The 22,181-nt window shown below is 74.4% G+C and carries 19 protein-coding genes and 1 pseudogene; 5 read left to right on the forward strand and 15 right to left on the reverse strand.

Going from position 1 to position 22,181, the window contains the following annotated elements:
• The first annotated feature begins 48 nt into the window (after nt 1-48).
• A complete protein-coding gene (locus AC060L_RS03045) occupies nt 49-1,074 on the forward strand; it encodes a phosphotransferase enzyme family protein (RefSeq protein WP_483797054.1) in 1,026 nt (341 codons plus the stop codon).
• Nucleotides 1,075-1,199: 125 nt separating this feature from the next.
• Here the strand turns inward: AC060L_RS03045 and AC060L_RS03050 are convergent, their stop codons facing one another.
• The 6 genes from AC060L_RS03050 to AC060L_RS03075 form a co-directional block, all read right to left on the reverse strand.
• Nucleotides 1,200-3,080, reverse strand: a complete 1,881-nt coding sequence (locus AC060L_RS03050; RefSeq protein ID WP_483796809.1) for a protein kinase domain-containing protein — start codon at nt 3,078-3,080, stop codon at nt 1,200-1,202.
• Nucleotides 3,081-3,227: 147 nt separating this feature from the next.
• Nucleotides 3,228-4,742 carry a protein kinase domain-containing protein gene (locus AC060L_RS03055; RefSeq protein WP_483796810.1) on the reverse strand — a complete coding sequence of 505 codons (1,515 nt, stop codon included), beginning with the start codon at nt 4,740-4,742 and terminating at the stop codon, nt 3,228-3,230.
• A gap of 263 nt (nt 4,743-5,005) precedes the next feature.
• Nucleotides 5,006-5,638, reverse strand: a complete 633-nt coding sequence (locus tag AC060L_RS03060) for a bacterial proteasome activator family protein (protein WP_483796811.1) — start codon at nt 5,636-5,638, stop codon at nt 5,006-5,008.
• A 61-nt stretch (nt 5,639-5,699) separates the two neighbouring features.
• Nucleotides 5,700-6,788, reverse strand: a complete 1,089-nt coding sequence (locus tag AC060L_RS03065; protein ID WP_483796812.1) for a hypothetical protein — start codon at nt 6,786-6,788, stop codon at nt 5,700-5,702.
• 151 nt (nt 6,789-6,939) lie between these two features.
• Nucleotides 6,940-7,608 carry a GNAT family N-acetyltransferase gene (locus tag AC060L_RS03070; RefSeq protein ID WP_483796813.1) on the reverse strand — a complete coding sequence of 223 codons (669 nt, stop codon included), beginning with the start codon at nt 7,606-7,608 and terminating at the stop codon, nt 6,940-6,942.
• A gap of 205 nt (nt 7,609-7,813) precedes the next feature.
• Entirely contained in the window at nt 7,814-8,332 is a 519-nt protein-coding gene (locus AC060L_RS03075; RefSeq protein ID WP_483796814.1) for a MarR family transcriptional regulator, read from the reverse strand.
• A 100-nt stretch (nt 8,333-8,432) separates the two neighbouring features.
• Here AC060L_RS03075 and AC060L_RS03080 point away from each other — a divergent pair, with 100 nt between their 5' ends.
• A complete protein-coding gene (locus tag AC060L_RS03080; RefSeq protein ID WP_483796815.1) occupies nt 8,433-9,683 on the forward strand; it encodes an alpha/beta hydrolase in 1,251 nt (416 codons plus the stop codon).
• Between the two features lie 90 nt (nt 9,684-9,773).
• Nucleotides 9,774-10,145, forward strand: coding sequence for a hypothetical protein (locus tag AC060L_RS03085; RefSeq protein ID WP_483796816.1), 372 nt, complete (start codon nt 9,774-9,776; stop codon nt 10,143-10,145).
• A gap of 44 nt (nt 10,146-10,189) precedes the next feature.
• Here AC060L_RS03085 and AC060L_RS03090 read toward each other — a convergent pair whose 3' ends face one another.
• From AC060L_RS03090 to AC060L_RS03100, 3 genes are all read right to left on the reverse strand, one after another.
• Nucleotides 10,190-13,036, reverse strand: a complete 2,847-nt coding sequence (locus tag AC060L_RS03090) for a type 2 lanthipeptide synthetase LanM family protein (RefSeq protein ID WP_483796817.1) — start codon at nt 13,034-13,036, stop codon at nt 10,190-10,192.
• 74 nt (nt 13,037-13,110) lie between these two features.
• A complete protein-coding gene (locus AC060L_RS03095; RefSeq protein ID WP_483796818.1) occupies nt 13,111-13,314 on the reverse strand; it encodes a DUF6229 family protein in 204 nt (67 codons plus the stop codon).
• Between the two features lie 616 nt (nt 13,315-13,930).
• Entirely contained in the window at nt 13,931-14,908 is a 978-nt protein-coding gene (locus AC060L_RS03100) for an NAD(P)H-quinone oxidoreductase (RefSeq protein ID WP_483796819.1), read from the reverse strand.
• Between the two features lie 243 nt (nt 14,909-15,151).
• Here AC060L_RS03100 and AC060L_RS03105 point away from each other — a divergent pair, with 243 nt between their 5' ends.
• Nucleotides 15,152-15,772, forward strand: coding sequence for a cyclodeaminase/cyclohydrolase family protein (locus AC060L_RS03105; RefSeq protein WP_483796820.1), 621 nt, complete (start codon nt 15,152-15,154; stop codon nt 15,770-15,772).
• On the forward strand, nt 15,769-16,647 hold the full coding sequence (locus AC060L_RS03110) for a bifunctional 5,10-methylenetetrahydrofolate dehydrogenase/5,10-methenyltetrahydrofolate cyclohydrolase (protein ID WP_483796821.1): 879 nt from the start codon (nt 15,769-15,771) through the stop codon (nt 16,645-16,647). Before AC060L_RS03105 ends, AC060L_RS03110 begins: the two co-directional genes overlap by 4 nt.
• Before the next feature lie 36 nt (nt 16,648-16,683).
• Here AC060L_RS03110 and AC060L_RS03115 read toward each other — a convergent pair whose 3' ends face one another.
• The 6 genes and pseudogenes from AC060L_RS03115 to AC060L_RS03140 form a co-directional block, all read right to left on the reverse strand.
• On the reverse strand, nt 16,684-17,763 hold the full coding sequence (locus AC060L_RS03115; RefSeq protein WP_483796822.1) for a potassium channel family protein: 1,080 nt from the start codon (nt 17,761-17,763) through the stop codon (nt 16,684-16,686).
• Between the two features lie 52 nt (nt 17,764-17,815).
• Entirely contained in the window at nt 17,816-19,072 is a 1,257-nt protein-coding gene (locus tag AC060L_RS03120; RefSeq protein WP_483796823.1) for a molybdopterin molybdotransferase MoeA, read from the reverse strand.
• A pseudogene (locus tag AC060L_RS03125) lies at nt 19,069-19,401 on the reverse strand (DUF6457 domain-containing protein); the annotation flags it as partial. The gene AC060L_RS03120 and the pseudogene AC060L_RS03125, both read right to left, overlap by 4 nt.
• A 98-nt stretch (nt 19,402-19,499) precedes the next feature.
• Entirely contained in the window at nt 19,500-20,147 is a 648-nt protein-coding gene (mobA, locus tag AC060L_RS03130; protein ID WP_483796824.1) for a molybdenum cofactor guanylyltransferase, read from the reverse strand.
• A 12-nt stretch (nt 20,148-20,159) separates the two neighbouring features.
• Nucleotides 20,160-21,338, reverse strand: coding sequence for an MBL fold metallo-hydrolase (locus AC060L_RS03135; RefSeq protein ID WP_483796825.1), 1,179 nt, complete (start codon nt 21,336-21,338; stop codon nt 20,160-20,162).
• Nucleotides 21,339-21,438: 100 nt separating this feature from the next.
• Nucleotides 21,439-22,095: an FMN-dependent NADH-azoreductase gene (locus AC060L_RS03140; protein ID WP_483796826.1), complete on the reverse strand. Its 657-nt coding sequence runs from the start codon at nt 22,093-22,095 to the stop codon at nt 21,439-21,441.
• Nucleotides 22,096-22,181 lie beyond the last annotated feature (86 nt).

A 22,181-nucleotide genomic window follows, 5' to 3' on the forward strand; every position in this document is an offset into this window, starting at 1 on the left:
CTGACGAGCGGCCTGCCGACGGACGGCCCGGACGCCGCCGCCCCGCCGGTGGGCACGCTCAGCCCACCGGTCTCCCGCTTCGTGCTCGCCCGGGTGCTGCGCGGCTACCGGGTCGGGCGGCTGCTCCAGGCGGAGCCGGTGGCGGAGGGCCTGCTCAACCGTGGGTACCGGGTGACCACCGGCAGCGGCCGCTACTTCCTCAAGTGCTACGTGGACCGGGCCACCGCCACGCACGCCGCGATCAGCGCCCAGCACCGGGCCACCGCGGCGCTGCACGCGCGCGGACTGCCGGTCGCGCCCCCGGTCACCGCCCGCGACGGACGCACCGTCACCGACTGCGACGGGCGCCGCTTCGCGCTCTACCCCTGGGTGGTCGGCGGGCACCGCACCGGCGCCGAGCTGACGCTGCGGCAGTGCGGCGAACTCGGCGCGCTGCTCGGCCGGCTGCACAGCGCACTCGGCGAGATCTGCGCCCCCGTCAGCCGGCCGGCCGGGCTGCCCAGCGCCGATCCGGAGGACACCGCCGCGCTGATCGACCAGTTGCGCGAGCTCGCCCGCCAGCGCCGCCCGTTCGGGCCGTTCGACCAGCTGGCCGACCGGCGGCTCGCCGAGCGGGCCGAGCTGCTGGCCGCGCACCGGCACCGGCGGCCGGCCGAGACGGCGGTCGGGCCGTGCGGCTGGGTGCACGGCGACTTCCACGGCCTCAACCTGCTCTACCGCGGCGCCCTGGTCGCCGCGGTGCTGGACTGGGACCGGCTGCGGGTGCGCCCGCGTGCCGAGGAGGCGGTCCGGGCGGCCACGCTGGTCTTCAACGACCGGGTCACCGGCGAGCTGGACCTGGCCAGGGTCCGGCAGTACACCCGGGGCTACCGCGCGACGGCCGGCGCCGGCGCCGAGGAGCTCGCGCTCGCGGTGCACCGGGTCTGGTGGGAGCGGCTGAACGACTTCTGGATGCTGCAGTGGCGCTACCAGCGCGCCGACCCGCGGGCCGACCCGCTCTTCCCCGCGGCCGCCGCGCAGACGGTGTGGTGGTGCCAGGAGTACGAGCAGGTGCTGGACGCGTTCGCGAACTGAGCCGACCGGGCCCGGCTGAGCCCACTCCCCCGCCCGCAACGGCCGACGGGCCGCCGGCTCCGGGCTGTTGCCCGGGCCGGCGGCCCGTCGGGTCGGTCAGGTCAGTACCGCGTCACTGCACCGCGTCACTGCGCGGGCGCCGAGGCGCCGCCGGTGGCCGGGGCCGAGGCGTGGCCGGCCGTGGTCGGCGGCACCGGGGCCAGGCTGGTCGGCGGCGGCGGGGCCGTGGTGGTGGTCGGCAGGCTCCCCGTGGTCGCGCTCCCGGTCGGCGGCACGGAGGCGCTCGACGAGGAGGAGGCCGAGGAGGACGCCGAACCGGACTCCGAGGCGGTGGCCGCGGAGGTCGGCGGGTACGACGGCGTGTAGCCGTGCGTGCGCGTCGTGGACGGCGGATAGGTCATCTGCTGCGAGTTGTCCGTCGGCTGGTAGCTCGGCGCCCGGGTGGTCCGGCTCGGGCTCGGCGACGGCGACGCCGACGGGCTGGTGGACGGCGAGTCGCTCGGCGAGTCGGAGGCCGAGGTGGAGGCCACCGGCGAGTCCGTCGACGTCACCGAGTTCGTCCCGCTGCCGGTGCCGCTGCCGGTCGACGCCACCGCGATCCCGATGCCGGCCGCCGCGAGCACGGCGAGCGAACCCGCCCAGATCAGCAGCTTGCGCCGCTTGCCCGGCCGCGGGCCGCCGTCGTCGTAGCCGCCGTTGCCGCCCTGGCCGGCGTTGCCACCGCCGTAACCGCCCTGGCCACCGCCGTAACCGCCGCCGTAGCCGCCCTGGCCGCCGGTGCCCGCGCCACCGCCGCGCGGCAGCATGGTCGTCTTGTCGCCGCCGGCCGCGCCGAAGGCCGCCGTGACCGCGGTGCCCTGGCCCGGCGTGCCGTCGTACGGCGGGTAGCCGCTCGGCAGCCCCATGGTGACCGCGCCGGTCGGGAACGAGCCCGCCCCACCGTGCATCTCGCGCAGCGCGTGCTGCACGTGCGCGCGGAACTCGTCGGCGCTCTGGAACCGGTCGTCCGGGTCCTTGGCGAGCGAGCGCAGCACCAGCTCGTCGAGCTGCCACGGCACCCGGCCGTTGACCTCCGAGGGCGGCACCGGCGCGTCCTGGACGTGCTGGTAGACCACCGAGAGCGGGGTGTCGCCGGTGAAGGGCGGGCGCAGCGTCAGCAGCTCGTAGAGCATGCAGCCGGCCGCGTAGAGGTCCGAGCGGTGGTCCACCGGCTTGCCGAGCGCCTGCTCGGGCGACAGGTACTGCGGGGTGCCCATCACCATGCCGGTCTGGGTCATGGTGTTCGCGGCGCCGGTGAGTGCGCGGGCGATGCCGAAGTCCATCACCTTGACCGCGCCGGCCAGCGTGATGATGACGTTCGCGGGCTTGATGTCACGGTGCACGATGCCGTGCCGGTGGCTGTAGTCCAGCGCCTCCAGCACGCCGGCGATGATGATCAGCGCCTGGTCGACCGGCGGCTCCTGCTCGTCCACCAGCAGCTCGCGGACGGTCCGGCCCTCGACCAGCTCCATCACGATGTACGGGGTGGACTCGCCGCCGATGAACTCCTCGCCGGTGTCGTAGACCGCGACGATCGAGTGGTGGTTCAGCGAGGCGACCGAGTGTGCCTCGCGCGTGAAGCGCAGCCGGGCCACCTCGTCCTGGGCCAGCTCCGAGCGGAGCAGCTTGACCGCGACCTGGCGGCCGAGCCGGACGTCCTGCGCGGCCAGCACCTCGGCCATGCCGCCGCGGCCCAGCTTGTGGGTCAGCCGGTACCGGCCGTCGCCGAGCGTGCCGAGCGCCGCGGCGGTGCCGCGACCCGGCGTGGCCGGGCCGTACGGCGAGCCCGGCGGCTGACCGGCCGCGCGGGCGGCGGTGGTCTCCTCCGGGTCGGCGGCCGACTGGGACCACGAGGGCCGTCCGGTCTCGCGGGTCATGTCGTCCTGGGCGGAGCCGGGCCCGTGGCCGGGGCCCGGGCCGGGAGTGAAATCTCCCTCGCCGTCGCCCGGCTGCTGCGTCTGTGCCATTACTCCTCGCCCCGGGCCGACGCTCTCATCGCGGTCGCCCTTTCGATTCACTTCCCCAGAACGCTACCGCCTCGGGCCTGCGCACGGGGAATGCGTCAGAACGGCATCAAACGGACGGCGAACCCGTGCTCGGGGCCCGGCCTGGGGTCACCGGCCCGTGCTCTGCCCCAGGTCAGACACGATCCGGGCGGCCACCACGGCGGGCCGCGGCGCACCCGAGGAGCCGGTCGTGGAGGCCTTCTGCGCGACGATCGAGATGATGATCGCAATCAGCACGATCAGGCCGATCACCACACCGGCCACCACCAGCGCGGTCGAACAGCCGCTGGTGCCGGCCGGCACCGGCTGCGGCGGCCACGGCCCGGCCTGCGGGCCGGACTGCGGGGCGGCCATCCGCTGCTGCTGCGGCACCTGCTGCTGGAAGGCCTGCGGCGGCTGGTACGGCTGCGGCGCGGGCGTCTGGTACTGCTGCTGCGGGGGCGGCGTCTGGTACGGCTGCTGCGGCGCCGGGGTCTGGTAGGGCTGCTGCGCCTGCGGGAACGGCTGCGGAGTGTTCGGACCGTACGGCTGCGGCGCCGGGGTCTGGTACGGCTGCTGCACCTGCGAGCCGTACGGCGAGGGGGTCGGGTTCGGCTGGTACAGCTGCTGCACCTGCGGGCCCGGCGTGTGGATGTCGCCGCCGACCGGCGGGAAGTTCGTCAGCGAGCCGGACGCGTGCACGGCCGGCGGGCCCTGGCTGATCACCAGCGGAGTGCCGGCGCCGGGCCGCTCGCCGGACGCCACCCGCTCGACCTCCTCGCGCATGGTCTCGGCGGTCGGGAACCGGTGGCTCGGGTCCTTGCGCATCGCGCGGGCCACCAGCGCGTCGACCGCCGGGGTGACCGCACGGTTCAGGCTGGACGGCGCGGGCGGCTCCTCCTGCACGTGCTTGTACGCGATCGAGAACGGCGAGTCGCCGTCGAACGGCAGCTGTCCGGTGAGCAGCTCGAAGAGCATGCAGCCGACCGAGTAGAGGTCGGAGCGGGCGTCCACGCTCTTGCCCAGCGCCTGCTCGGGCGAGAGGTACTGCGGGGTGCCGACCACCATGCCGGTCTGGGTCATCGAGGTGACCCCCGACTGCATGGCCCGGGCGATGCCGAAGTCCATCACCTTGACCACGCCCTTGGTGTTCACCATGACGTTGCCCGGCTTGATGTCGCGGTGCACCAGGCCCTGGTCGTGCGAGGCGTCCAGGGCGGCGAGCACCGCGGCGGTGATCTTCAGCGCCTGTTCGGTCGGCATCGCGCCCTGCTGGGCGACCGCCTGGTTCAGCACGTCGCGCAGCGAGTGGCCCTCGACGTACTCCATGACGATGTACGGCATGGTCGAGCCGTCCGGGCCGAGCTCCTCGCCGCTGTCGAACACGGCCACGATGTTCGTGTGCTGGAGCCGGGCGACGGCCTGCGCCTCGCGGCGGAACCGCTCGCGGAACGAGGACTCCCGGCCGAGGTCGGTGTGCAGCGTCTTCACCGCGACCTGGCGGTCCAGCACCGTGTCGTACGCCAGGTGGACCGAGGCCATGCCGCCCTGGCCCAGCAGGCGCTGGAGCACGTACCTGCCGTTGCTCAGCGAGTGCGGCTGGGCGTAGGCCTGCTCCGGTCCGGTGCTGCCGTCCTCGCGCATGGTCCTCTGCTTCCCCCTAGGCGGGCCGTCGACAGGGGTCAGCGTATAGGCAGCGCGCCCCTGCGGATTTTGCAGGGGCGCGGCGCCACCTTCTTCGAATACCTACTGATTTCCGGTATCCGCGGATACCGCGATTTGCCGCTCCGGCCGGCCGTCCGGCTGGCCATCCGGCCGGCCTCCAGGGCCCGGGGACACGGCCTGCGGGTACGGCCTGCGGGTACGGCCTGCGGGTACGGCCTGCGGGCAGGGCCTACGCGTGCGGCCTACAGGTACGGTCCCGCGCGCAGGCCGCGGCCCTCGGCCGGATCGTCGAAATCGTGGTCGGCCGGCTGGCTGCCCGGTGGCAGCGCCCGGCGCATCTGCTCCAGCTGGGCCCGGGCGGCCATCTGCTGCGCGAAGAGCGCGGTCTGGATGCCGTGGAAGAGCCCCTCCAGCCAGCCGACCAACTGGGCCTGGGCGATCCGCAGCTCGGCCTCGGTCGGAATGCCGTCGTCCTTGAACGGCAGCGAGAGCCGCTCCAGCTCCTCCACCAGCTCGGGCGCCAGCCCGAGTTCCAGCTCCTTGATCGAGCTGGCGTGGATGTCCTTCAGCCGGGCCCGGCTGGCCTCGTCGAGGGGAGCGGCCCGCACCTCCTCCAGCAGCTGCTTGATCATGCTGCCGATGCGCATCACCTTGGCGGGCTGCTCGACCATCTCGGTCACCGGCAGCTCGCGCGGTTCGCCGCCTTCGTCCTGGCGGCCGAAGGCCCGTCCGCCGGCGCCCGGCGCGCTGCCGACCGCCATCCCGTCCGGACCGACGATCAGCACCTGCTGCGGCCCGTCGTCGGACGACCCGTCCGATCGCTTCGATCCCTGGTACGGCTCGTGCTCGGGCCGTTCGTTCACCGGCTTCGTCATAGCTCCTTCATATGCTTCGGCCCTCCGGAGGGTCAACCGACCTGCGCTGTTCACACAATGCTCACCCGCGGCGCAGCCGCAGGCCGACGAGCCCCAGTCCACAGCCGATCAGCACCAGACCGGCGCCGAGCGGCAGCACCAGAGTGGCCGGATCACGCCAGCCGACGGCGCTCTGCTGGGCCGCGGCGGACAGCGCCGGGAGCACCGGGAGCGCTGCGGCCGCGGGCGGCGTGTCGGCGACCGAGGGCGCCGGGTCGCCCGGCCCGGCGGCTGCGGCCGCGGCGGTCGGCAGGCCCAGTGCGCCCGGTGCTCCTGGTACGGCTGTGCTCAGGGGTGCCCCGGCCGGCGGCACGGCGGCCACGCTGCCATCGTCGCCCGGCGGTGCGACCGCCTCGGCAACCGGCGGGCCGGCCGGGACGGTCCGGCCGGTGAGCGGCTCCACCAGCGTGGACGGCCGGTCGGAGGGCTGATCGGACGGCGGGGCCGAGGCGGCCGGGCCGCTCGGCGGCGCACCGGCGCTCTGCCGGCCGCTCGGGGTCGCACTCGCGCTCGCGCCTGTGCTCGCGTTCGTGCTCGGGGTGGCGGAGGGGGTGGCAGACGGGGAGCCCGGGCGGCTCGGTGCCGGGCTCGCGGTGCCGGTGGGGCCAGTGGTGCCCGTGGGACGGGCGGAGCCGGTCGGGCCGGGACTCGCCGGGCTGCTCGAGCCGGCGCCGGGTCGGCCGGAGCCAGTAGCCGACGATGCGGTGGTCGGTGCGGTGGTCGGTACGGGCGCTGCCGAGGCCGCCGACTGGCCCGGGGTCGCTCCGCCATCGGAGGGGTGCGCCGCCGAACCGCCACCGGGGGGCGGTGCCGACGGCCGGAATATCGGCCCCGGCCTGGGCAGTCCGGTCTCCTCGGCGGCGGCGGTCGGCAGCACCACACTGCTCGGTGCCACCCCGACCGGGCCGTTGCCGCCATCGGCCGCCTGCGCGGTCGCGGGCAGCACCACGATGAGCAGAACCGGGGCGGTCAGCCCTGCTCCGGCGGCCAGGCGCCGGGCCAGCGCGGTCCGCACCGAGGTGCAGGTCCGGCCGGCGCGGCCGGGCGGCACGCAGGCAGGGGTGCTGGGCGGGATGTCGGGCGGGAGGGACGAGAGCGAGGTCGTTGCCACGGACGACGGTCCTTCCGACGGCCGACGGCCCGAGGGCGGCGCCGGCAGCGGGACAGCTCCGGGACCAAGCGTCACACAGACCGCCGGGGCGGGCATTCCGAACGCGGGAGTCCCTGCCAGGCGGGCCGCGGCGTGCCCTGGTGGTGCCTTCTCAGGCCGCGGGCTCGTACCAGAGGCTCGCCATCGGGGAGCGGGTGGTCCAGCCCAGCGAGGTGTAGAGCGCCTGCCCCTCGGGCGTGCCGACCAGCAGGCCGGTGCGCGCGCCGGACTCGTACGCGGCGTTCTGCAGCGTGCGCATCACCAGGCTGCCGAGGCCCTTGCGGCGGTGGTCGGCGGCGGTCTCGATCTGGTCGGCGACCGCGGTGGCGCCGGTCATGGCGATCTGGCCGCGGGCGGCGAAGTGCCCGTCGGGAGTGCGGACCAGCACCCGGGTGACGTCGGCCCGGGTCCAGCTGGTGAGCACGTAACCGGCCGGCACCTCGGGGCTGTCGGCCACCAGCGGACAGGTCATCAGGAAGCCCGGCTGGTCGATCTGCCAGCCGGGGCCGAGCCAGGGCAGGACCGTCTCGTCCTCGGCGAAGAGCTTCAGCCAGGTGCCCGGCGCGCTCGTCCCGGCGACGATCTTGCGGACGTCGGGCTCGGTGGGCTCGGGCAGCACGTGCCGCGAGACGTGCTTGGCCTGCCCGACGTCGATCGTCCAGCCCCACGGCTCCTCGATCGGCTCCGAGCCGCCGCGCGAGACGATCCAGCCGTCGATCCACTCGCGGACGAGCTCGCTGATCCTGGCATCCGGCATGGCCGCCTCCTGCGTTGTCGTCATAGGTACTTGTTGTAATAGGTGCTTGCTGTAATAGGTGCTTGCCGCAAGCACACCTTACCTATCTGCGGGATGCCTGACCAGAGCCGCGAGCGGGCGAGTCGGCGTCAGCCGCAGTCGCAGCTAACGCCACAGCCGGCGCCGACGGCCGCCGGCGCGCATGACCGCCTCCGCGCATGCCGCCGGAACGGACGGCTGACTGCGGCCGTCAGAGCCGGTCGTAGATCGCGGCCAGCTGGCGCAGCACGTCGGTCGCGGCGGCGAGCGCGGCGGCGTCGTGACCGGCCAGCGCGACTCCCAGCGACTCCACCAGCCCGGCCTGCCGCTCCTGATGGCGGGCCCGACCGGCCTCGGTGGGAGCGACCAGCACCGAGCGCTTGTCGCCCTCGGGACGTTCGCGGGTGACATAGCCGGCCGCGACGAGGCCGTTGACCAACTGCGTGGCCGCAGCGCCGGTGGTCTCGGTCGCGGCGGCCAACTGCCCGATCGGGAGCGGGCCGTGCTCGGCGAGCACGCGCAGCGCGCGGGCGTGCGTGAGGGAGAGCGCGCCCGGCGTGCGGGTCGCCCGGCCGCGCAGCCGGGCATCGGCGGCGCTGAGGCTGTAGGCGGCACGGGCGAGCTGATCGAGAGCCCGCTCCCGCCCGACCCCGGCCGCAGATTCAGGCGTGGAGTCAGCTGCGCGATCAGCTGCGGGCTCAGCGGCGGATTCAGCGGGCTGCGCTGGCATGGGCGGGCCTTCCGGCTCGGGGATCGACAGTTGACAGGCAGCTTAGCTTAAGTACTTAATATCTAAGTACTTAGCCAAACCGCTTTCGAGGAGGCACCCCATGACCGTTCGTTCGACCGGCCAGAGCTGGGCCCTGGACATCGCCCTCGCCCAGGGCGGCTTCGACGCCCTGCACCCCCAGGCCAAGGGCACCCTGGAGCAGCTCGGCCACGACCACACCGACTTCGACAAGGTCTTCGCCCTGGTGCAGAGCGGCGTGATGCTGCCCAAGGCGTGGGCCACCGTGGCCGGACAGGCCGAGGAGCGCGCGGCGCACCACGAGCGCGGCGGCTTCGCGCAGACCGCCGCCGACCTGTACGTGCGCGCCTCGGTGATGTGGGGCCGCGCCCAGTACTCGATCTTCGACGCCGCCGACCCGCGCAAGCTCGCCTTCCGCGAGCACGCCAACCACTGCGTGGCGCGGCTGGGCGCGCTGCGCGGCGGCCGGGTGCGCCGGGTCGAGCTGGACTTCGAGGGCCGGCGGATCTTCGCCCTGCTGCACCTGCCCGCCGGCGAGGTCCAGGGCGCCCCCGCGGTGATCCTCGGCCCGGGGATGGACATGATCAAGGAGGACTACATCTACGCGGCCGAGCGCTACTACACCTCGCGCGGCATCGTCGCCCTCTCCATCGAGGGCCCCGGCCAGGGCGAGTCCCGGGCGAAGGGCCTGACCGTCGACCTCACCAACTACGAGCGCGCGATCAGCCGCTACATCGACCACCTCGCCTCGCTCCCGGAGGTGGACCCGGCCCGGATCGGCATGTTCGGCATCTCGATGAGCGGCTACTGGGGCTCGCGCGCCGCCGCCACCGACCCCCGCCTGGCCGCGCTCGCCGCGTTCGAAGCCGTCACCGGCGATTTCACCACCATCTTCGAGCGCGCCCAGCCCACCTTCAAGAACAACTACATGTTCATGGCCGGGTACACCGACGAGGCCGCCTTCGACAACGACCTCGTCGCCCACATGCCGCTCGGCGACCTGGTCCGGGACATCACCTGCCCGGTCGTCTTCGGCATCGGCGAGTTCGACGAACTCACCCAGCTGGAGCAGGCCCTGGCGAACTACGAGCGGATCCGCGCCCCCAAGGAGATGCGCGTCTACGAGAACGAGTTCCACCCGCTGGGCGGCACCGCCGCCGAGGTCTTCCGCTTCGGCGCCGAATGGGTCGAGCGCGCGCTGAACGGCGAGTTCCGCGAGCCGGGCCGCGACGTGCGCCACTACGTCCACAGCGACGGGCGCACCACCGACGGCACCGCCAACCCCACCTGGTGGCTCGGCACCACACCGCCGCAGATCACCGCCGCCCGCTGACACCGCCCTCCTCACCCGGTCACGAACTCGGTCACGGGCCGACCGAAACGCCATCGCATACGAACGTACGTGCTGATAGATTCCCGGCCCGTGACCGCCAACCGCATCGCGCAGCTCGTCGTCGGCGCCGCCGCTGTCCTGCTGACCATCAGCAGCTGCGGGACCATCGCCCCGGCCGGCCCGGCCAAGCACACCACTGCCCAGGCCACCAAGACGCCGACCCGGGCGTCCACCACGCTGCCCACCAGCATCGCCGCGTCCGGTGACGGTTTCCGCCCCGACGACTGCGTGAAGTCGGCCGATCCGACGGCCTGCTCCTTCGGCCTGCCGCGGATCGACCCGACCACGCCCTGTGTGGACGACGGCCTCGGGATCGCCGGCTCCTCGTACTACCGCTGCTTCGGCGCCCGCTGGGTGGAGATCCACCGGTCCGACCTGCCGGTCGCCACGCCGACCCACTGACCGCCGACCCACCGGTCCACCAACCGCCGCCCGCCGACCGTCGACTACCGAGCCAGCGAGCCACCGGGCCCCGGCAGCAGCTCCTGCAACAGCGGCGAAGCCACCCGGTGCTCCGGATGCAGCCGCAGCATCGCGTTGACCACGCCCGCGAGCCCCGGCATCAACCCGGGCGCGAACGCCTCCTTCGCGATACCGCCCACCGGCCCGCGCTCCTCGATGCCGCTCAGCAGCTCGGCGTCCGCCCAGTCCAGCGCCGGTCCGCCGTACTCCGGCAGCGTGGTCGCCAGGACGCCCAGCAACTCCCGCAGGCCCAGGTCCCCGTGGCAGAGCGTGTGGCTCCAGCCGAAGCCCTCGCGCAGCGTGGCGGGCAGCGAGCGGCGCGCGGTCTCCAGCTGATCGGGGTGACCGGTGCGGCGGTAGAGGTCGGCGGCGGCCAGGCCGATCCCGGTGCCGCCGTGGCACCAGGCGGTCGGGAACTCGGTCTGGCTCCCGACCCGGGCATCCCGCCAGGCCGCCACCCGTCCGTCGAACAGTGAATGCTCGAACTCGAAGGCATGCCTGGCCAGTTCGCGCCAGCGCCGGCGATCCGCCGGGCCGCCGGCGGCCGAGCCTGCCAGCCGGCTGAGCGCCCAGCCGATCCCGGTCGCACCGTGCGCGAAACCGCCGATGCCCTCAGGTGCGAGCACGGTGGCCCAGCGGGCGCCGCGCCCGTTCAGCAACGCGGTCCGCTCCAGTTGCCGGCCGGCCTCCGCAGCCGTGGCCAACCAGCGCTCCGAGCCGGTCAGTTCGGCCAGGGCGAGGAGCGGAACGATCGCCCCGGCGGCGCCGCTCAGCAGATCCAGGTCGCGGTCGTCGGCGATCGCGGCCGGCGTGATCAGGGCTGCCCGCTCGCAGGCCCGGTCCAGCAGCCCCGGCTCGCCCAGCACCTGGTACAGCGCCGCCCAGGTCCACAGCTGCGAGGCGAGGCCGATGAAGCCGCCGATCTCCGCGGTCCTGGTCAGCTCCTCGGTCGCGGCCAGCACCCGCAGCGCACCGTCCAGCACCGCGTCCAGCCCGGGTACGCCGTCGAGCTCCGGCACGGCGTCCGCTCGCCCCGCCCGCTGCTCGGCCCGGTACTGGGCCAGTGCCAGCACGACTCCGCCCTGCCCGCTGTACAGGTCCGCGGTGAGTGGCCGGATCGCCCACCCGGCCCTGATCAGGACCGGGCTGACCCAGGTCGCCGTCCCGTCCGCGCCGACCACCGCGTGCTCGCACAGGCTCCGAACGGCCGTCGCGGCGATCGCCCGGCGCCGCCGGTCCACCGCGCCGCCGACCGGCGCGGTCGCCGGAACCTGTACCCGCGGCGGCAGTTGGCGCTCGTTCAGATACGCCCCGACCAGCGCGCTGCGGATCACATCCTCCTCCTGGGCGAGGTCGGCCGCATGCCAGTCGGCCAGCACGGCGGCCAGCACCTGCTCGTCCACCACGAACGTGAAGACCGGGATGTCGCCCGCGAGCAGGTCGGCGATCTCGCTGTCGATGGTGGCGAGATCGGTCGGCGCACCGGGCAGCGCGGCGCCGTTGCCGCTCAGGATCTCCCGGCCGCGGTGCCGCGCGGCGGCCGGATCGTGCAGCGAGGCCGGGTGCCAGAGCATCCGGCCGATCTCCACATAGCTCTGGGTAGGCCGGCGGAGCAGCCGCACCACGCTGCCGTGGAACCCCTGCAGGGCCGGCGCGAGCTCGCCGCGGTCGGCAAGCCCCCGCAGGCGCTCGGTCAACTCTCGGAACCCGATGACGACTTGGTCCCAGTAGCGGATCAGCACCGGCTGCGGGCTGGGGTGGTTGCGGCTCGGTGGCAGGTCCACCACGTCGATCGCCATCCGGGCCGCATCGGTGCCCCCGCCGGCGATCACCGGCACCCGGATCCGCGGCTGCTGCCCGGGCAGCGAACCGGCCGCGGAGATGTCGACACCGGCCAGCGAGTAGCCATCGGCGCGCAGCGGCAGGATCCCGGTGCGCAGCACCGTACGGCGGATCAGCCGGTAGGCCAGGTCAACGGCCTCACCGCGACCGCTCGGCGAGGTCGGCGGGTCGGGAGTGAAGAGCGTCTCGGCGTCCACCACCACCGGGTCGGGACCACAGGCGATCAGGTTCTCAGCATGCAGATCGGTGCCGCCGAGTAGCCGCATGACGGCCAGCAGGTGGCCCAACCGCCGGTAGAAAATGGCCAGTTCGGCATCATCGGCGCAGTACCGGTGCTCGATGTGGGCCGCCCAGCCGTAACCCGCGCGGACCAGCACCGGCGGCACCCGCAGCGCGCGGCCACCGTCCGACCCCGCGGGCTGCACCCGGTGCAGGAAATCCGCGAGCGCGGCGTCCACCTCGACCGGGCGCGGTTTGTAGACGAGCCGCCCGTGCTCGAACTCCAGCAGTGCCACCGCATGCCCGCCGCGGTGCGGGTCACCCGCGCCGAGCTCCACCGCGAGCAGCAGGCCGGGCGCCCCGCCGAGCAGCTCGGCGAAGCCGGTCCGGTCCGAGACCAGCCGGCGGGCCAGCACGAGCACGGCGTCCAGCTGCCGGAGCACGACCGTCTCGGCCCGCTCGTGCAGCACCGGGTAGCGGTCGGCCAGCTCGGCCAGGAAGTCGGGGGTACGGGCCAGTGCGACGAAGGCCAGCCAGCGCTCCTGCGGCTGCTCACCCGGCAACCGGCCCGCCAGCGAGGCCTGGTGGAGCTCCAGCAGGAAGACCCGGCTCAGCTTGACCTGGAGCAGGTCCAGCACGGCCCGCTCGGCAGCCGCCCTGATCACCCGCCGCTCCTCGGGGGCCAGTTCGACCAGCTGGGCGAGTTCCTTGTCGAAGCGGTCGAGCAGCGGAGCCGCCAGCGCCGCCATCGGCTCGGCAAACCAGTCCACCTTGTTCTCCCCTCTCGCGCGACGGTCGGCCGGGTGGGCCGCGCACCCACAGCGGGTGCGCGGCCCGGGGTGACTCAGCAGCAGTAGCTGTGCTGCGAACCGCTGGGGCTGGAACAGAACGCCATCAGCGCATCGGTGCTGTCGGTGAGCGCGGCCTGGGCAGCGGCGCCGCCGACGTAGAGCGGACCGGCCGGGTTCTCCAGACCGAACGCCGACTCGGCACCGCCGAGCCAGGCCGCCATGATCCGGCCGACCTGGCTGTCGAGAGTGGTGGGCACGTCAACCTCCTTGTGGGGTGGGACCGACCGACCGATGGGGGGGTGCGTGGGGAGCGCCGTCCGTGGGGCACCTCCCGGCCGAAGGCCGGGGGGAGAATCCGAGCGTCGCGACACCGCCCCCGCATGCCGGTCGGCCCTGGGGTGCTTGTGCTGGATGTGCAAAGGATCCAGCCGCCGACATCCACCGCCGCAGTGCAGAACCAGCCATGTTCGATGCGTGACGAGCCACCGCACCCCGCCCGCCGGGGAGGCCGCACCAACCTGAGTACGGGCAACACGCTGAGCACCCGAATACGGGCAGAGCGCTGAGCGCCTAAGTACGGGCAGAGCCCTCAGCGGCCACTCTTCAGCCGTCTGAACAGACGGATGATCAGACCTATCAGCATGGTGCAACTCCCTTGTCCATCACGGGCTTTCCCGGCGCCTCACCGAGCACTGCCAAGGTACGGCGCACCACTCGCCCGTGGCTTCGACCCCAGGGTGGAGCCAGGGTGGAGAAACAGGGTGGAGAAAACCGGGTGGAGAAGGGGGCGGAGAGGGCGGCGGAGACCCACCCGGACCCCGCCCCGCCGTGGCCGGCCGAGCGGGGTCCGGTGAGGTCAGCGACCGCGCCCGGTCACACCTGCAGCACGACCTTCCCCACCTGCTCCCCCGCCTCCAGCGCCCGGTGCGCCTCGGCCGCCTCGGTCATCGGCAGCACCCGGTCGATCACCGGCTTCACCACGCCCGACTCGATCAGCGGCCAGACGTGCTCGCGCACCGCCGCCACGATCGCGGCCTTCTCCGCCAGCGGCCGCGGCCGCAGCGAGGTCGCCACCACCGCCGCCCGCTTCGCGAGCAGCGTGGACAGGTCGATCTCGCCCTTCACCCCACCCTGCAGTCCGATGATCACCAGACGCCCCGAGACCGCCAGCGCGTCCACGTTCCGCGGCAGGTACTTGGCGCCCATGATGTCCAGGATCACGTCCGCGCCGTGCCCGCCGGTCGCCTCCTTCACCGCGGCCACGAAGTCCTGCTCGCGGTAGTTCACCAGCACGTCAGCGCCCAACTCCTTGCAGCGCGCCAGCTTCTTCGCGCTGCCGGCCGTGACGATCACCTTCGCGCCGACCGCCTTGCCCAGCTGCGTAGCCATCGTGCCGATGCCGCTCGCACCGCCGTGCAGCAGCACCGTCTCACCGGGGCGCAGGTGCGCGACGAGGAAGACGTTCGACCACACCGTGGCCGTCACCTCCGGCAGCGCGGCCGCCGCCACCAGGCCCAGCCCGCGCGGGATCGGCAGCAGCTGGCCGACCGGGACGGCCACCTTCTCCGCGTAGCCGCCGCCCGCCAGCAGCGCGCACACCTCGTCACCCTCGGCCCAGCCGGCGACGCCGGGGCCGAGCGCGACGATCCGGCCGGAGCACTCCAGGCCGGGGTACGGCGAGGCTCCCGGCGGCGGGTTGTAGTGGCCCTGACGCTGCAGCAGGTCGGCTCGGTTGACGGCGGTGGCCGCGACCTCGACCAGGACTTCGCCCTCGGCCGGCACCGGGTCGGGGACCTTGGTCCAGGTCAGCGCCTCGGGCCCGCCTGGCTGGGGAATCGTGAATGCGTACATGGGTCGAAGCTACTCGGCGCGCCCGGCAAACGGGCGTCAGACGCCCTCGGCCGAACCGATGACAGCCCCGCGCCCCGCGGACCGTCACGCTCCCCGTACGGCCGCGTCATCTGCCGACTCCCCACCGGATTCCCCCAGTTCACCGTGGTCGGAGCGGGCCGCGCGGGGCGCCCGGGAGACGGATCTGACACTTCGTCAGTTATGGCAGGATGCAGCCACCGCCCCTTCGAAGGAAGAGCCGCCGTGCGCGACGAGACGATCAGCGAATTCCTGGACCGACTGGCCGACCGGGTGCCCGCCCCCGGGGGTGGCGCGTCGGCCGCTCTGCACGCCGCGCAGGCGGCCGCACTGCTGGCGATGGTGGCCCGTTACAGCACCGGGGAGAAGTACGCCGCGCACCAGCCGGTGGTGGAGCGGATCATCCGCGAGGCCGACGCGCTGCGCGGGCAGGCGCTGACCCTCGCCGAGCAGGACGCGGCGGCGTTCACCGCGGTCTCCCGGGCGTACCAGCTGCCGAAGGCGAGCGAGGAGGAGACGGCGGCGCGGTCGGCCGCGATCGCGCAGGCCCTGGTCGGCGCCGCCCGCCCGCCGGCCGAGGTGATCACCGCCGCACTGGACGCGGTCGAGCTGGCCGAGGCACTGCTGCCGATCGGCAACCCGAACGTGATCACCGACGTCGCCGCCGCGGCCGAGGCCGCCCGGGCCGCCGCGGCCACCGCGCGGGTCAACGTGGAGATCAACCTGGGCGGGATCCGGGACGAGAAGGTGCGCAGCGGCCTGCTCGCCGAGACCGCCCGGGTGGACGAGATCGCCGCCCGCGCCGAGCGGATCACCGCCGCCGTCCGAGAGGAGATCGCCAAGTGAGCACCGACCCAGCGAGCACCGACCGAGCGAGCACCGAGCAGCTGACCGGCAGCCCGCTGGCCACCGCGATCCGGGCCGAGGCCGCCGAGCGGGCGGCCGAGCTGACCGCCGCGGGGCGCCCGCCGCAGCTCGCCGTGGTGACCGCGACCGCCGACGAGTCGAGCGCCTGGTACGTGCGCTCGATCGCCCGCGCGGCCGAGAAGACCGGGCTGCGCTGCACCGTCCACGACCTCGGGCCGGAGGCCTCGGCCGCCGCGATCCGCGAGCGGCTGGAGCAGCTCGGCGCCGACGACGCGGTGCACGGCATCATCCTGCAGACCCCGCTGCCGGGCGAGGCCGCGCGGGAGGACCTCGCCTCGGCGATCGCCGTCGAGAAGGACGTGGACGGCGCGAACCCGCTCTCGCTCGGCCGGCTCGCCAGCGGGCTGCCCGCCTTCGCACCGGCCACCGCCGAGGCCGTGGTGGCGCTGCTGGAGCACTACCGGATCCCGCTGGCCGGCCGTCAGGTCGCGGTGGTGGGGCGCTCCACGGTGGTCGGCAAGCCGGCCGCGCACCTGCTGCTCGACCGGGACGCCACGGTGACGGTCTGCCACTCGCGCACCGCCGACCTGGCCGCCGTCACGAGCAGGGCGGACGTCCTGGTGGCCGCCGTCGGCCGGGCCGGCCTGATCACGGCGGAGCACGTCAAGCCAGGCGCCGTGGTGATCGACGTCGGCACCAACCCGACGCCGGAGGGCGGGCTGACCGGCGACGTGGACGCCGCCGCGGTCGAGGGCCGGGCGGCCGCCCTCACCCCGGTGCCCGGCGGAGTCGGCCCGGTGACCACCGCACTGCTGCTGCGGCACACCGTCCGGGCGGCCGAGCGGGCCCGCTAGGGCCTGTCGGATACATCGGATACAGAGGAAGACGGCCTAGCGGGTCCGCTCGGCCGTCTCCGGCGCGGAGCGCTGGATGGTGATCACCCGGTCGGTCAGCTGAAGGGTCGCGGCCTCGGGGTCGGCGAAGTTGATGATCCGCCGCCCGCGCACCACCGCGACCACCAGGTCCGCGCAGTCACGCGGGCTGCGGCCCTCCTCGGCGCGGCTGACCGGGCGTTCGACCACGTTCAGCCCGCGCCCGTAGGTGAGCAGGTCCTCCATCACGGCCCCGGCGTTCGGGCTGAGCATCGACAGCCCGAGCAGCCGGCCGACCGAGCTGGAGCTGGTCACCACCACGTCCGCGCCGCTCTGCCGCAGCAGCGGGGCGTTCTCGTCCTCCCGGACGGCGGCGACCACGGTGGCGAACTTGTTCAGCTGACGAGCCGTCAATGTGATCAGCACAGCGGTGTCATCGCGCTCGGGTGCCACCACGATCTGCGCGGCCCTGGGCAGCTCGGCGCGGATCAGCGTCTCCGTCCTGGTCGCATCGCCGACGACGCCGACCAGCCCGTCCTGGGTGGCCTGCTCGATCACCCGGCGCTGCGGATCGACCACCACGATGGACTCCTTGGGCACCCCCTGCCCGAGCAGCGTCTGCACGGCGCTGCGCCCCTTGGTGCCGTAGCCGACGATCACGGCGTGCTCGTGCACGGAGGACCTCCATCGTCCGACCCGCCACTGCTGGCGGGTGCGTTCGGCGAGCACCTCCAGCGTGGTGCCGACCAGGATGATCAGGAAGACCACGCGCAGCGGCGTGATCACCAGGATGTTGGTCAGCCGCGCGCCGGAGCTGACCGGGGTGATGTCGCCGTAGCCGGTGGTGGAGAGCGTGACGGTCGCGTAGTACGCGGCGTCCAGCAGGTCGAGGCTGCCGCCGGCGCTGTCCCGGTAACCGGACCGGTCGAGCCAGACGATCAGCGTGGTGGCGAGCAGCACCGCCAGCGCCACCGCGAGCCGCAGCCCGACCTGGCGCAGCGGCGGCGCGCTGCCCCGGGCCGGCAGCGCGATCCGGGCGTCCCCCTCGGCATCCGCCTGCCGCCGGGCCGGCCGGACGCGACGCTGACGGCTCCTCATGCGATCAAGCATGCGGGGCTCCCGGGCCCGTGTCGCGCCGACCAGCCCCTGCCTACCCCGGTGTCTGCACCAGTTCCACCCGCTCCCCCGCCCGCACCCCACCGGGCGGCAGCACGGCGAGTGCGTCCGCGAGCGCCAGGCCGCGCAGCATGGCCGGCCCGTCGAAGGCCAGCGGCAGCGCCCCGCGCTCGGTCAGCCGGACCGGCAGCAGCCGGGTGTCCGCGGGGTGCCCGGCCAGGGCCACGGCGGCGAGCACGAACCGCCCGTCGGCGGCCGGCCGCCCGGCCAGCCCACGCAGCAGCGGCAGCGCGAGCGTGACGGCCCCGGCGACGGCGGCCAGCGGGTTGCCGGGCAGGCCGACCAGATGGCGCGCCACCCCACCGGGCGTGGCGGGCGGCAGCTCGGCGAGCAGCATCGGGTGGCCAGGACGGACCGAGACACCGTCCACCAGCAGCCGCCCACCGGTCTCCGCGAGCGCCGCGTGCAGGAAGTCGACCGGCCCGGCCGCCGTTCCCCCGGTGGTGACCACCAGCTCGGCCGGCGAGTGCCGGATCGCGTCCCGGAGCAGCCCGAAGTCGTCCCGCACGGTGCGCCGGCCGAGCAGCTCGGCACCGGCCGCCACCAGCCACGGCTGCAGCAGCGGACCGAGCGCGTCGCGGACCAGCCCGGGAGCGGGCAGGCCGAACTGCAGCAGCTCGTCACCGAGCACCAGCAGCTCGACGGTCGGCGCGCGACGGACCGACAGCCGGTCGTAGCCGCAGGCCGCGGCGAGGCCGAGGACGGCCGCGGTGACGGCGGTACCGGCAGGCAGCAGCTCCTCGCCGCGCCGGCACTCCTGGGCACGCGGACGCACGTCCTGACCGGGCACCGGGGTGCCGGGGACGGTCGGCCGCAGCATCCCCTCGTGCACGGCCGAGGGCTCGACCTCCCCGTGCTCGCGGCGCAGCACGGCGGTCGCGCCGGGCGGCAGCTGCGCGCCGGTGGCGATGCCGGTCGCCCAGCCGTCGGCCAGCGGCGGCGGGGTCCGGCCGGCCAGCACCTGACCGGCGAGCCGCCACGGGCCGGGGCCGGAGACCGCCCAGCCGTCCATCGCCGAGGTGTCGAAGGCGGGCAGGTCGGTGAGCGCGGTCAGCGGTACGGCGAGCGTGCGGCCGGCCGCGGCGGCGAGCTCGCACTCCACCGGGGGCAGCGGCGCGCGGGCGGCCCGGTGCGCCACGGCCCGGGCCTGCGACCAGGCGGCGTCGCGCGGAGCCGACGCGAGCGGGAAGTCCGCGCCGGGCTCCCCGAGCCGGGAGGCGGCGGCGCTCACGGCTGACGGTCCGCCGGGCCGGCGGCGCCCGGCTCAACGGGTGCCGCCGGATCGGCAGCCGCCGCCGTCCAGCGCTCGGCGAGCGCGGCCATCTGCCGGGAGGCCTCGGCCACCGCCGCCGGGCCACCGCCCCGCGCCGCCGCCGCGTAACCGACCAGGAAGGCCGTCAGCGGCGCCGCCGGCCGCTCCACCCCGTGCGCGACGACCCGGGTCAGGTCGAGCAATCCACGGATGTCAACGTCGAGGTCGATCCCCAGTTCGGTCGCGGCCTCGGCCATCCAGTCGTCCAGCGTGCGTTCCATGGACGTCAATGCTGCCTGATCGAGCGCACTGTGCTGTGTTCCGGTGGTGAGCAATGTGCGTCATTTCGCTCACCACGCCTTCCGGACCTCGTGAAGCGCCACGGCCGGACAGCGCCGGACAGGGCCTAGGTCAGGTCGGTCCGCCGCCGGGCCTCGGCGAGCTCCTCCCAGGTGTCGCAGTCGAACGAGACGTCGCCCGGGTCCGCCAGCCGGACGGTGTGCAGCCCGCCGACCAGCCGGCGCAGCGGCCGGCCGGCCGGCGCGCCCAGCTCCGCGAGCGCCGCCCGCAGCGCGGTGCCACGGTAAGCGGCCGCGAGCGGCTGGTCCCGGCCGGCCGCATCGACCAGCATCGCCGCCTCCACCTCGCCCCGGACGGCGGCCACCAGCGCCAGGACCGTCCCGGAGTCCAGGAACGGCAGGTCGGCCGCGAGCAGCAGCACCAGCTCCGCACTGATCCGCTGGTCCGCCAGCCCGGCCGCCACCGCGGCCACCGGCCCGCCACCCGGCGGGTCCTCCCTGGTCCAGCCGACCCCGCTGAACGGCCGGCCGGCGCCGGTCGCGGCTCCGGCATCGGCGGCCGCTCCGGCACCGGCATCGGCATTCGCGAGCGGCAGCACCGGCCCGACCACGACCGTGCTGCGGGCGCCGGCACAGGCCGTGAGCACCCGCTCCAGCAGCGTGCGGCCGCCGACCGTCAGCGCGGGCTTGTGCGCGCCACCGAGCCGACGGGCAGCGCCGCCGGCCAGCACGATCGCGTCGAACTCAGGAGTCATACCCCCACGGTCTCACTCCCCCCGCGCTTCCCCGCCCGTCTCCCCGTCCATCTGCCCGTCCATCTGCCGACCCGTCGCCTCGCCCGTCGCCTCGCCCGCCTCCCCGTACGCGGCCGAGTCCCGCCGTTCGGTGTTCGCGACCGCCCCCGCCTGCAGGATGGCCGGCAGCGTCAGCCCTCCGTACCGCTCGTTGACGGCGGCGACCAGGCCGTCGGCGTCCCCGGGGTGCCGGGCGAGCAGCCGGTCGAAGTCCTGCAGGTACTCACCCGTGAAGGCGAGCACCCGGACGGCGTCGTCGTTCTGCTCCGGGGCCCGGTGCCCGGCGATCACCCGCTGGGCGCCCAGTTCGGCGATCCGGCCGAGGTTGCGGGTCCAGGTCACCCGCTGCTCGGGCGTGGTCTCGGCGGTCCACACATGGGTGCCGTTGTAGACGCAGTCCCCCGCGATCACCGTGCTCGCGGTCGGCACGTGCACCACGCAGCTGTCCGCACAGTCGCCCTGGCCGAGGTAGAGCACCCGGATCAGCTGACGGTCGATCATCAGCGGCTGCGGCAGCAGCGCGCGCGGCAGCACCGGCGCGTCCGGGATGTCATCGCCGTGGACCGGCCGCCACTGGTGCACCTTGTCGGCGGCGGTGCGGGCGATCTCGTGCACCACCTGCGGCGCGGCCAGCAGATGGGCCTGCGGGAAGAGCCGGAGCACCTCCTCGACGCCGAAGTAGTGGTCGGGGTGCGGGTGGGTGATCACCACCGCGAGCAGGTTGCGGCCCTTGCCGGCGATCCACTCGGCCAGCTCCCGGCCGGCGCTGCGGGTGAACTGGGCGTCGACCAGGATCGCGTCCCGGGCACCCATGATCAGACTGGACGTCACGAAGAACGCCGACTCCGGGCCGGTGAAGACCTCGACCTCCAGCGGTGGGGCCGGCGGCCCGGCGGCCGTGGCACCGCCCCCGGCCTGCGGCCCGTGGGGCCCCCAGGGCGGCACTCGGCGCAGTCCGGCGGCCCCGTCGGCACCGCCGTTCGCTTCGACGTTCCGTTCGGACGGCGACGGCGTCACTGGTGCTCCCTGGTCCACGGTGGTGCCCGCGCCCGACCGGACGTGGGCGCTGGTCGGCACCAGCATGGAAGCCACCACCCCCGCCTGCCCGGCAGGCGCGCCCGGGCGGGTGAGCGGCAGGGGCAGCACCGTCACCGCCCGTGGATGGTGCGATGACGGATGGTCAGCCGACGCACCGTCACCTAATCTGCGCCGCACGCCCCGTCGTCACGGCGCGGCTGTCCCGGGCCGGCCGTCAGGCCGCGGCGCCCGCGAACCGCTCGGCCAGTGCCTTCGCCCTGGCGGCGGCCTCCTGGTGCGCCTGCGCCTTCGAGGCGTCGGCGTGCTCGACGAACTCCGCGAGCGCCGGGTTGAGCCGGGCCATGGTGAACTCGGGGACCACGAAGTCCACCTCCACGCCGAGGAACCCGCCGAGCGCCTTGTCCAGGAAGTTCGTGACGAACTCGAAGTCCTCACGCGGGCTGCCGGGACCGTACGAGCCGCCACGCGGCGCGACCACGGTCACCGGCTTGCCGACGACCGAGCCGCCCTCACCCGCGGTACGGCCCATCTTGATCACCTGGTCCAGCCATGCCTTCAGCACGGACGGGACGCTGAAGTTGTACATCGGCGCGCCGATCACCACCGCGTCGGCCGTCTCCAGCTCGCGGATCAGCTCCTCGCGCAGTTCGTCGGCGGCCCGCTGCTCCTCGGAGAGCTGATCGGCCGGAGTGAAGGCGGCGGTGATGGCGGCCTCGCTCAGGTGTGGCACCGGCGCGGCCGCCAGGTCGCGGTAGATCACGGTGCCGCCCGGGTGCGCGGCCTCCCACTCGGCACGGAAGGTCGCGGTGACCTCGCGGGAGATGGAGCCCTGGGCGAGGGACGAGGAGTCGATGTGCAGCAGCATGGGCATGGCGAACCTCCGAAAATGTGAGTAGCTGCTGTTTCCCCGGCAGCTGTCATTACCGTAGCAGCTTACTTTTCTGCAGTCACTAGCGC

This window comes from Kitasatospora sp. NEAU-69 (assembly GCF_057158765.1).

Coding starts and splice junctions, on each gene's coding strand:
- AC060L_RS03050 (WP_483796809.1), bottom strand. CDS start 3,080: ATGGCACAGACGCAGCAGCCGGGCGACGGCGAGGGAGATTTCACTCCC.
- AC060L_RS03055 (WP_483796810.1), bottom strand. CDS start 4,742: ATGCGCGAGGACGGCAGCACCGGACCGGAGCAGGCCTACGCCCAGCCG.
- AC060L_RS03060 (WP_483796811.1), bottom strand. CDS start 5,638: ATGACGAAGCCGGTGAACGAACGGCCCGAGCACGAGCCGTACCAGGGA.
- AC060L_RS03070 (WP_483796813.1), bottom strand. CDS start 7,608: ATGACGACAACGCAGGAGGCGGCCATGCCGGATGCCAGGATCAGCGAG.
- AC060L_RS03075 (WP_483796814.1), bottom strand. CDS start 8,332: ATGCCAGCGCAGCCCGCTGAATCCGCCGCTGAGCCCGCAGCTGATCGC.
- AC060L_RS03080 (WP_483796815.1), top strand. CDS start 8,433: ATGACCGTTCGTTCGACCGGCCAGAGCTGGGCCCTGGACATCGCCCTC.
- AC060L_RS03100 (WP_483796819.1), bottom strand. CDS start 14,908: ATGTACGCATTCACGATTCCCCAGCCAGGCGGGCCCGAGGCGCTGACC.
- AC060L_RS03115 (WP_483796822.1), bottom strand. CDS start 17,763: ATGAGGAGCCGTCAGCGTCGCGTCCGGCCGGCCCGGCGGCAGGCGGAT.
- mobA (WP_483796824.1), bottom strand. CDS start 20,147: ATGACTCCTGAGTTCGACGCGATCGTGCTGGCCGGCGGCGCTGCCCGT.
- AC060L_RS03140 (WP_483796826.1), bottom strand. CDS start 22,095: ATGCCCATGCTGCTGCACATCGACTCCTCGTCCCTCGCCCAGGGCTCC.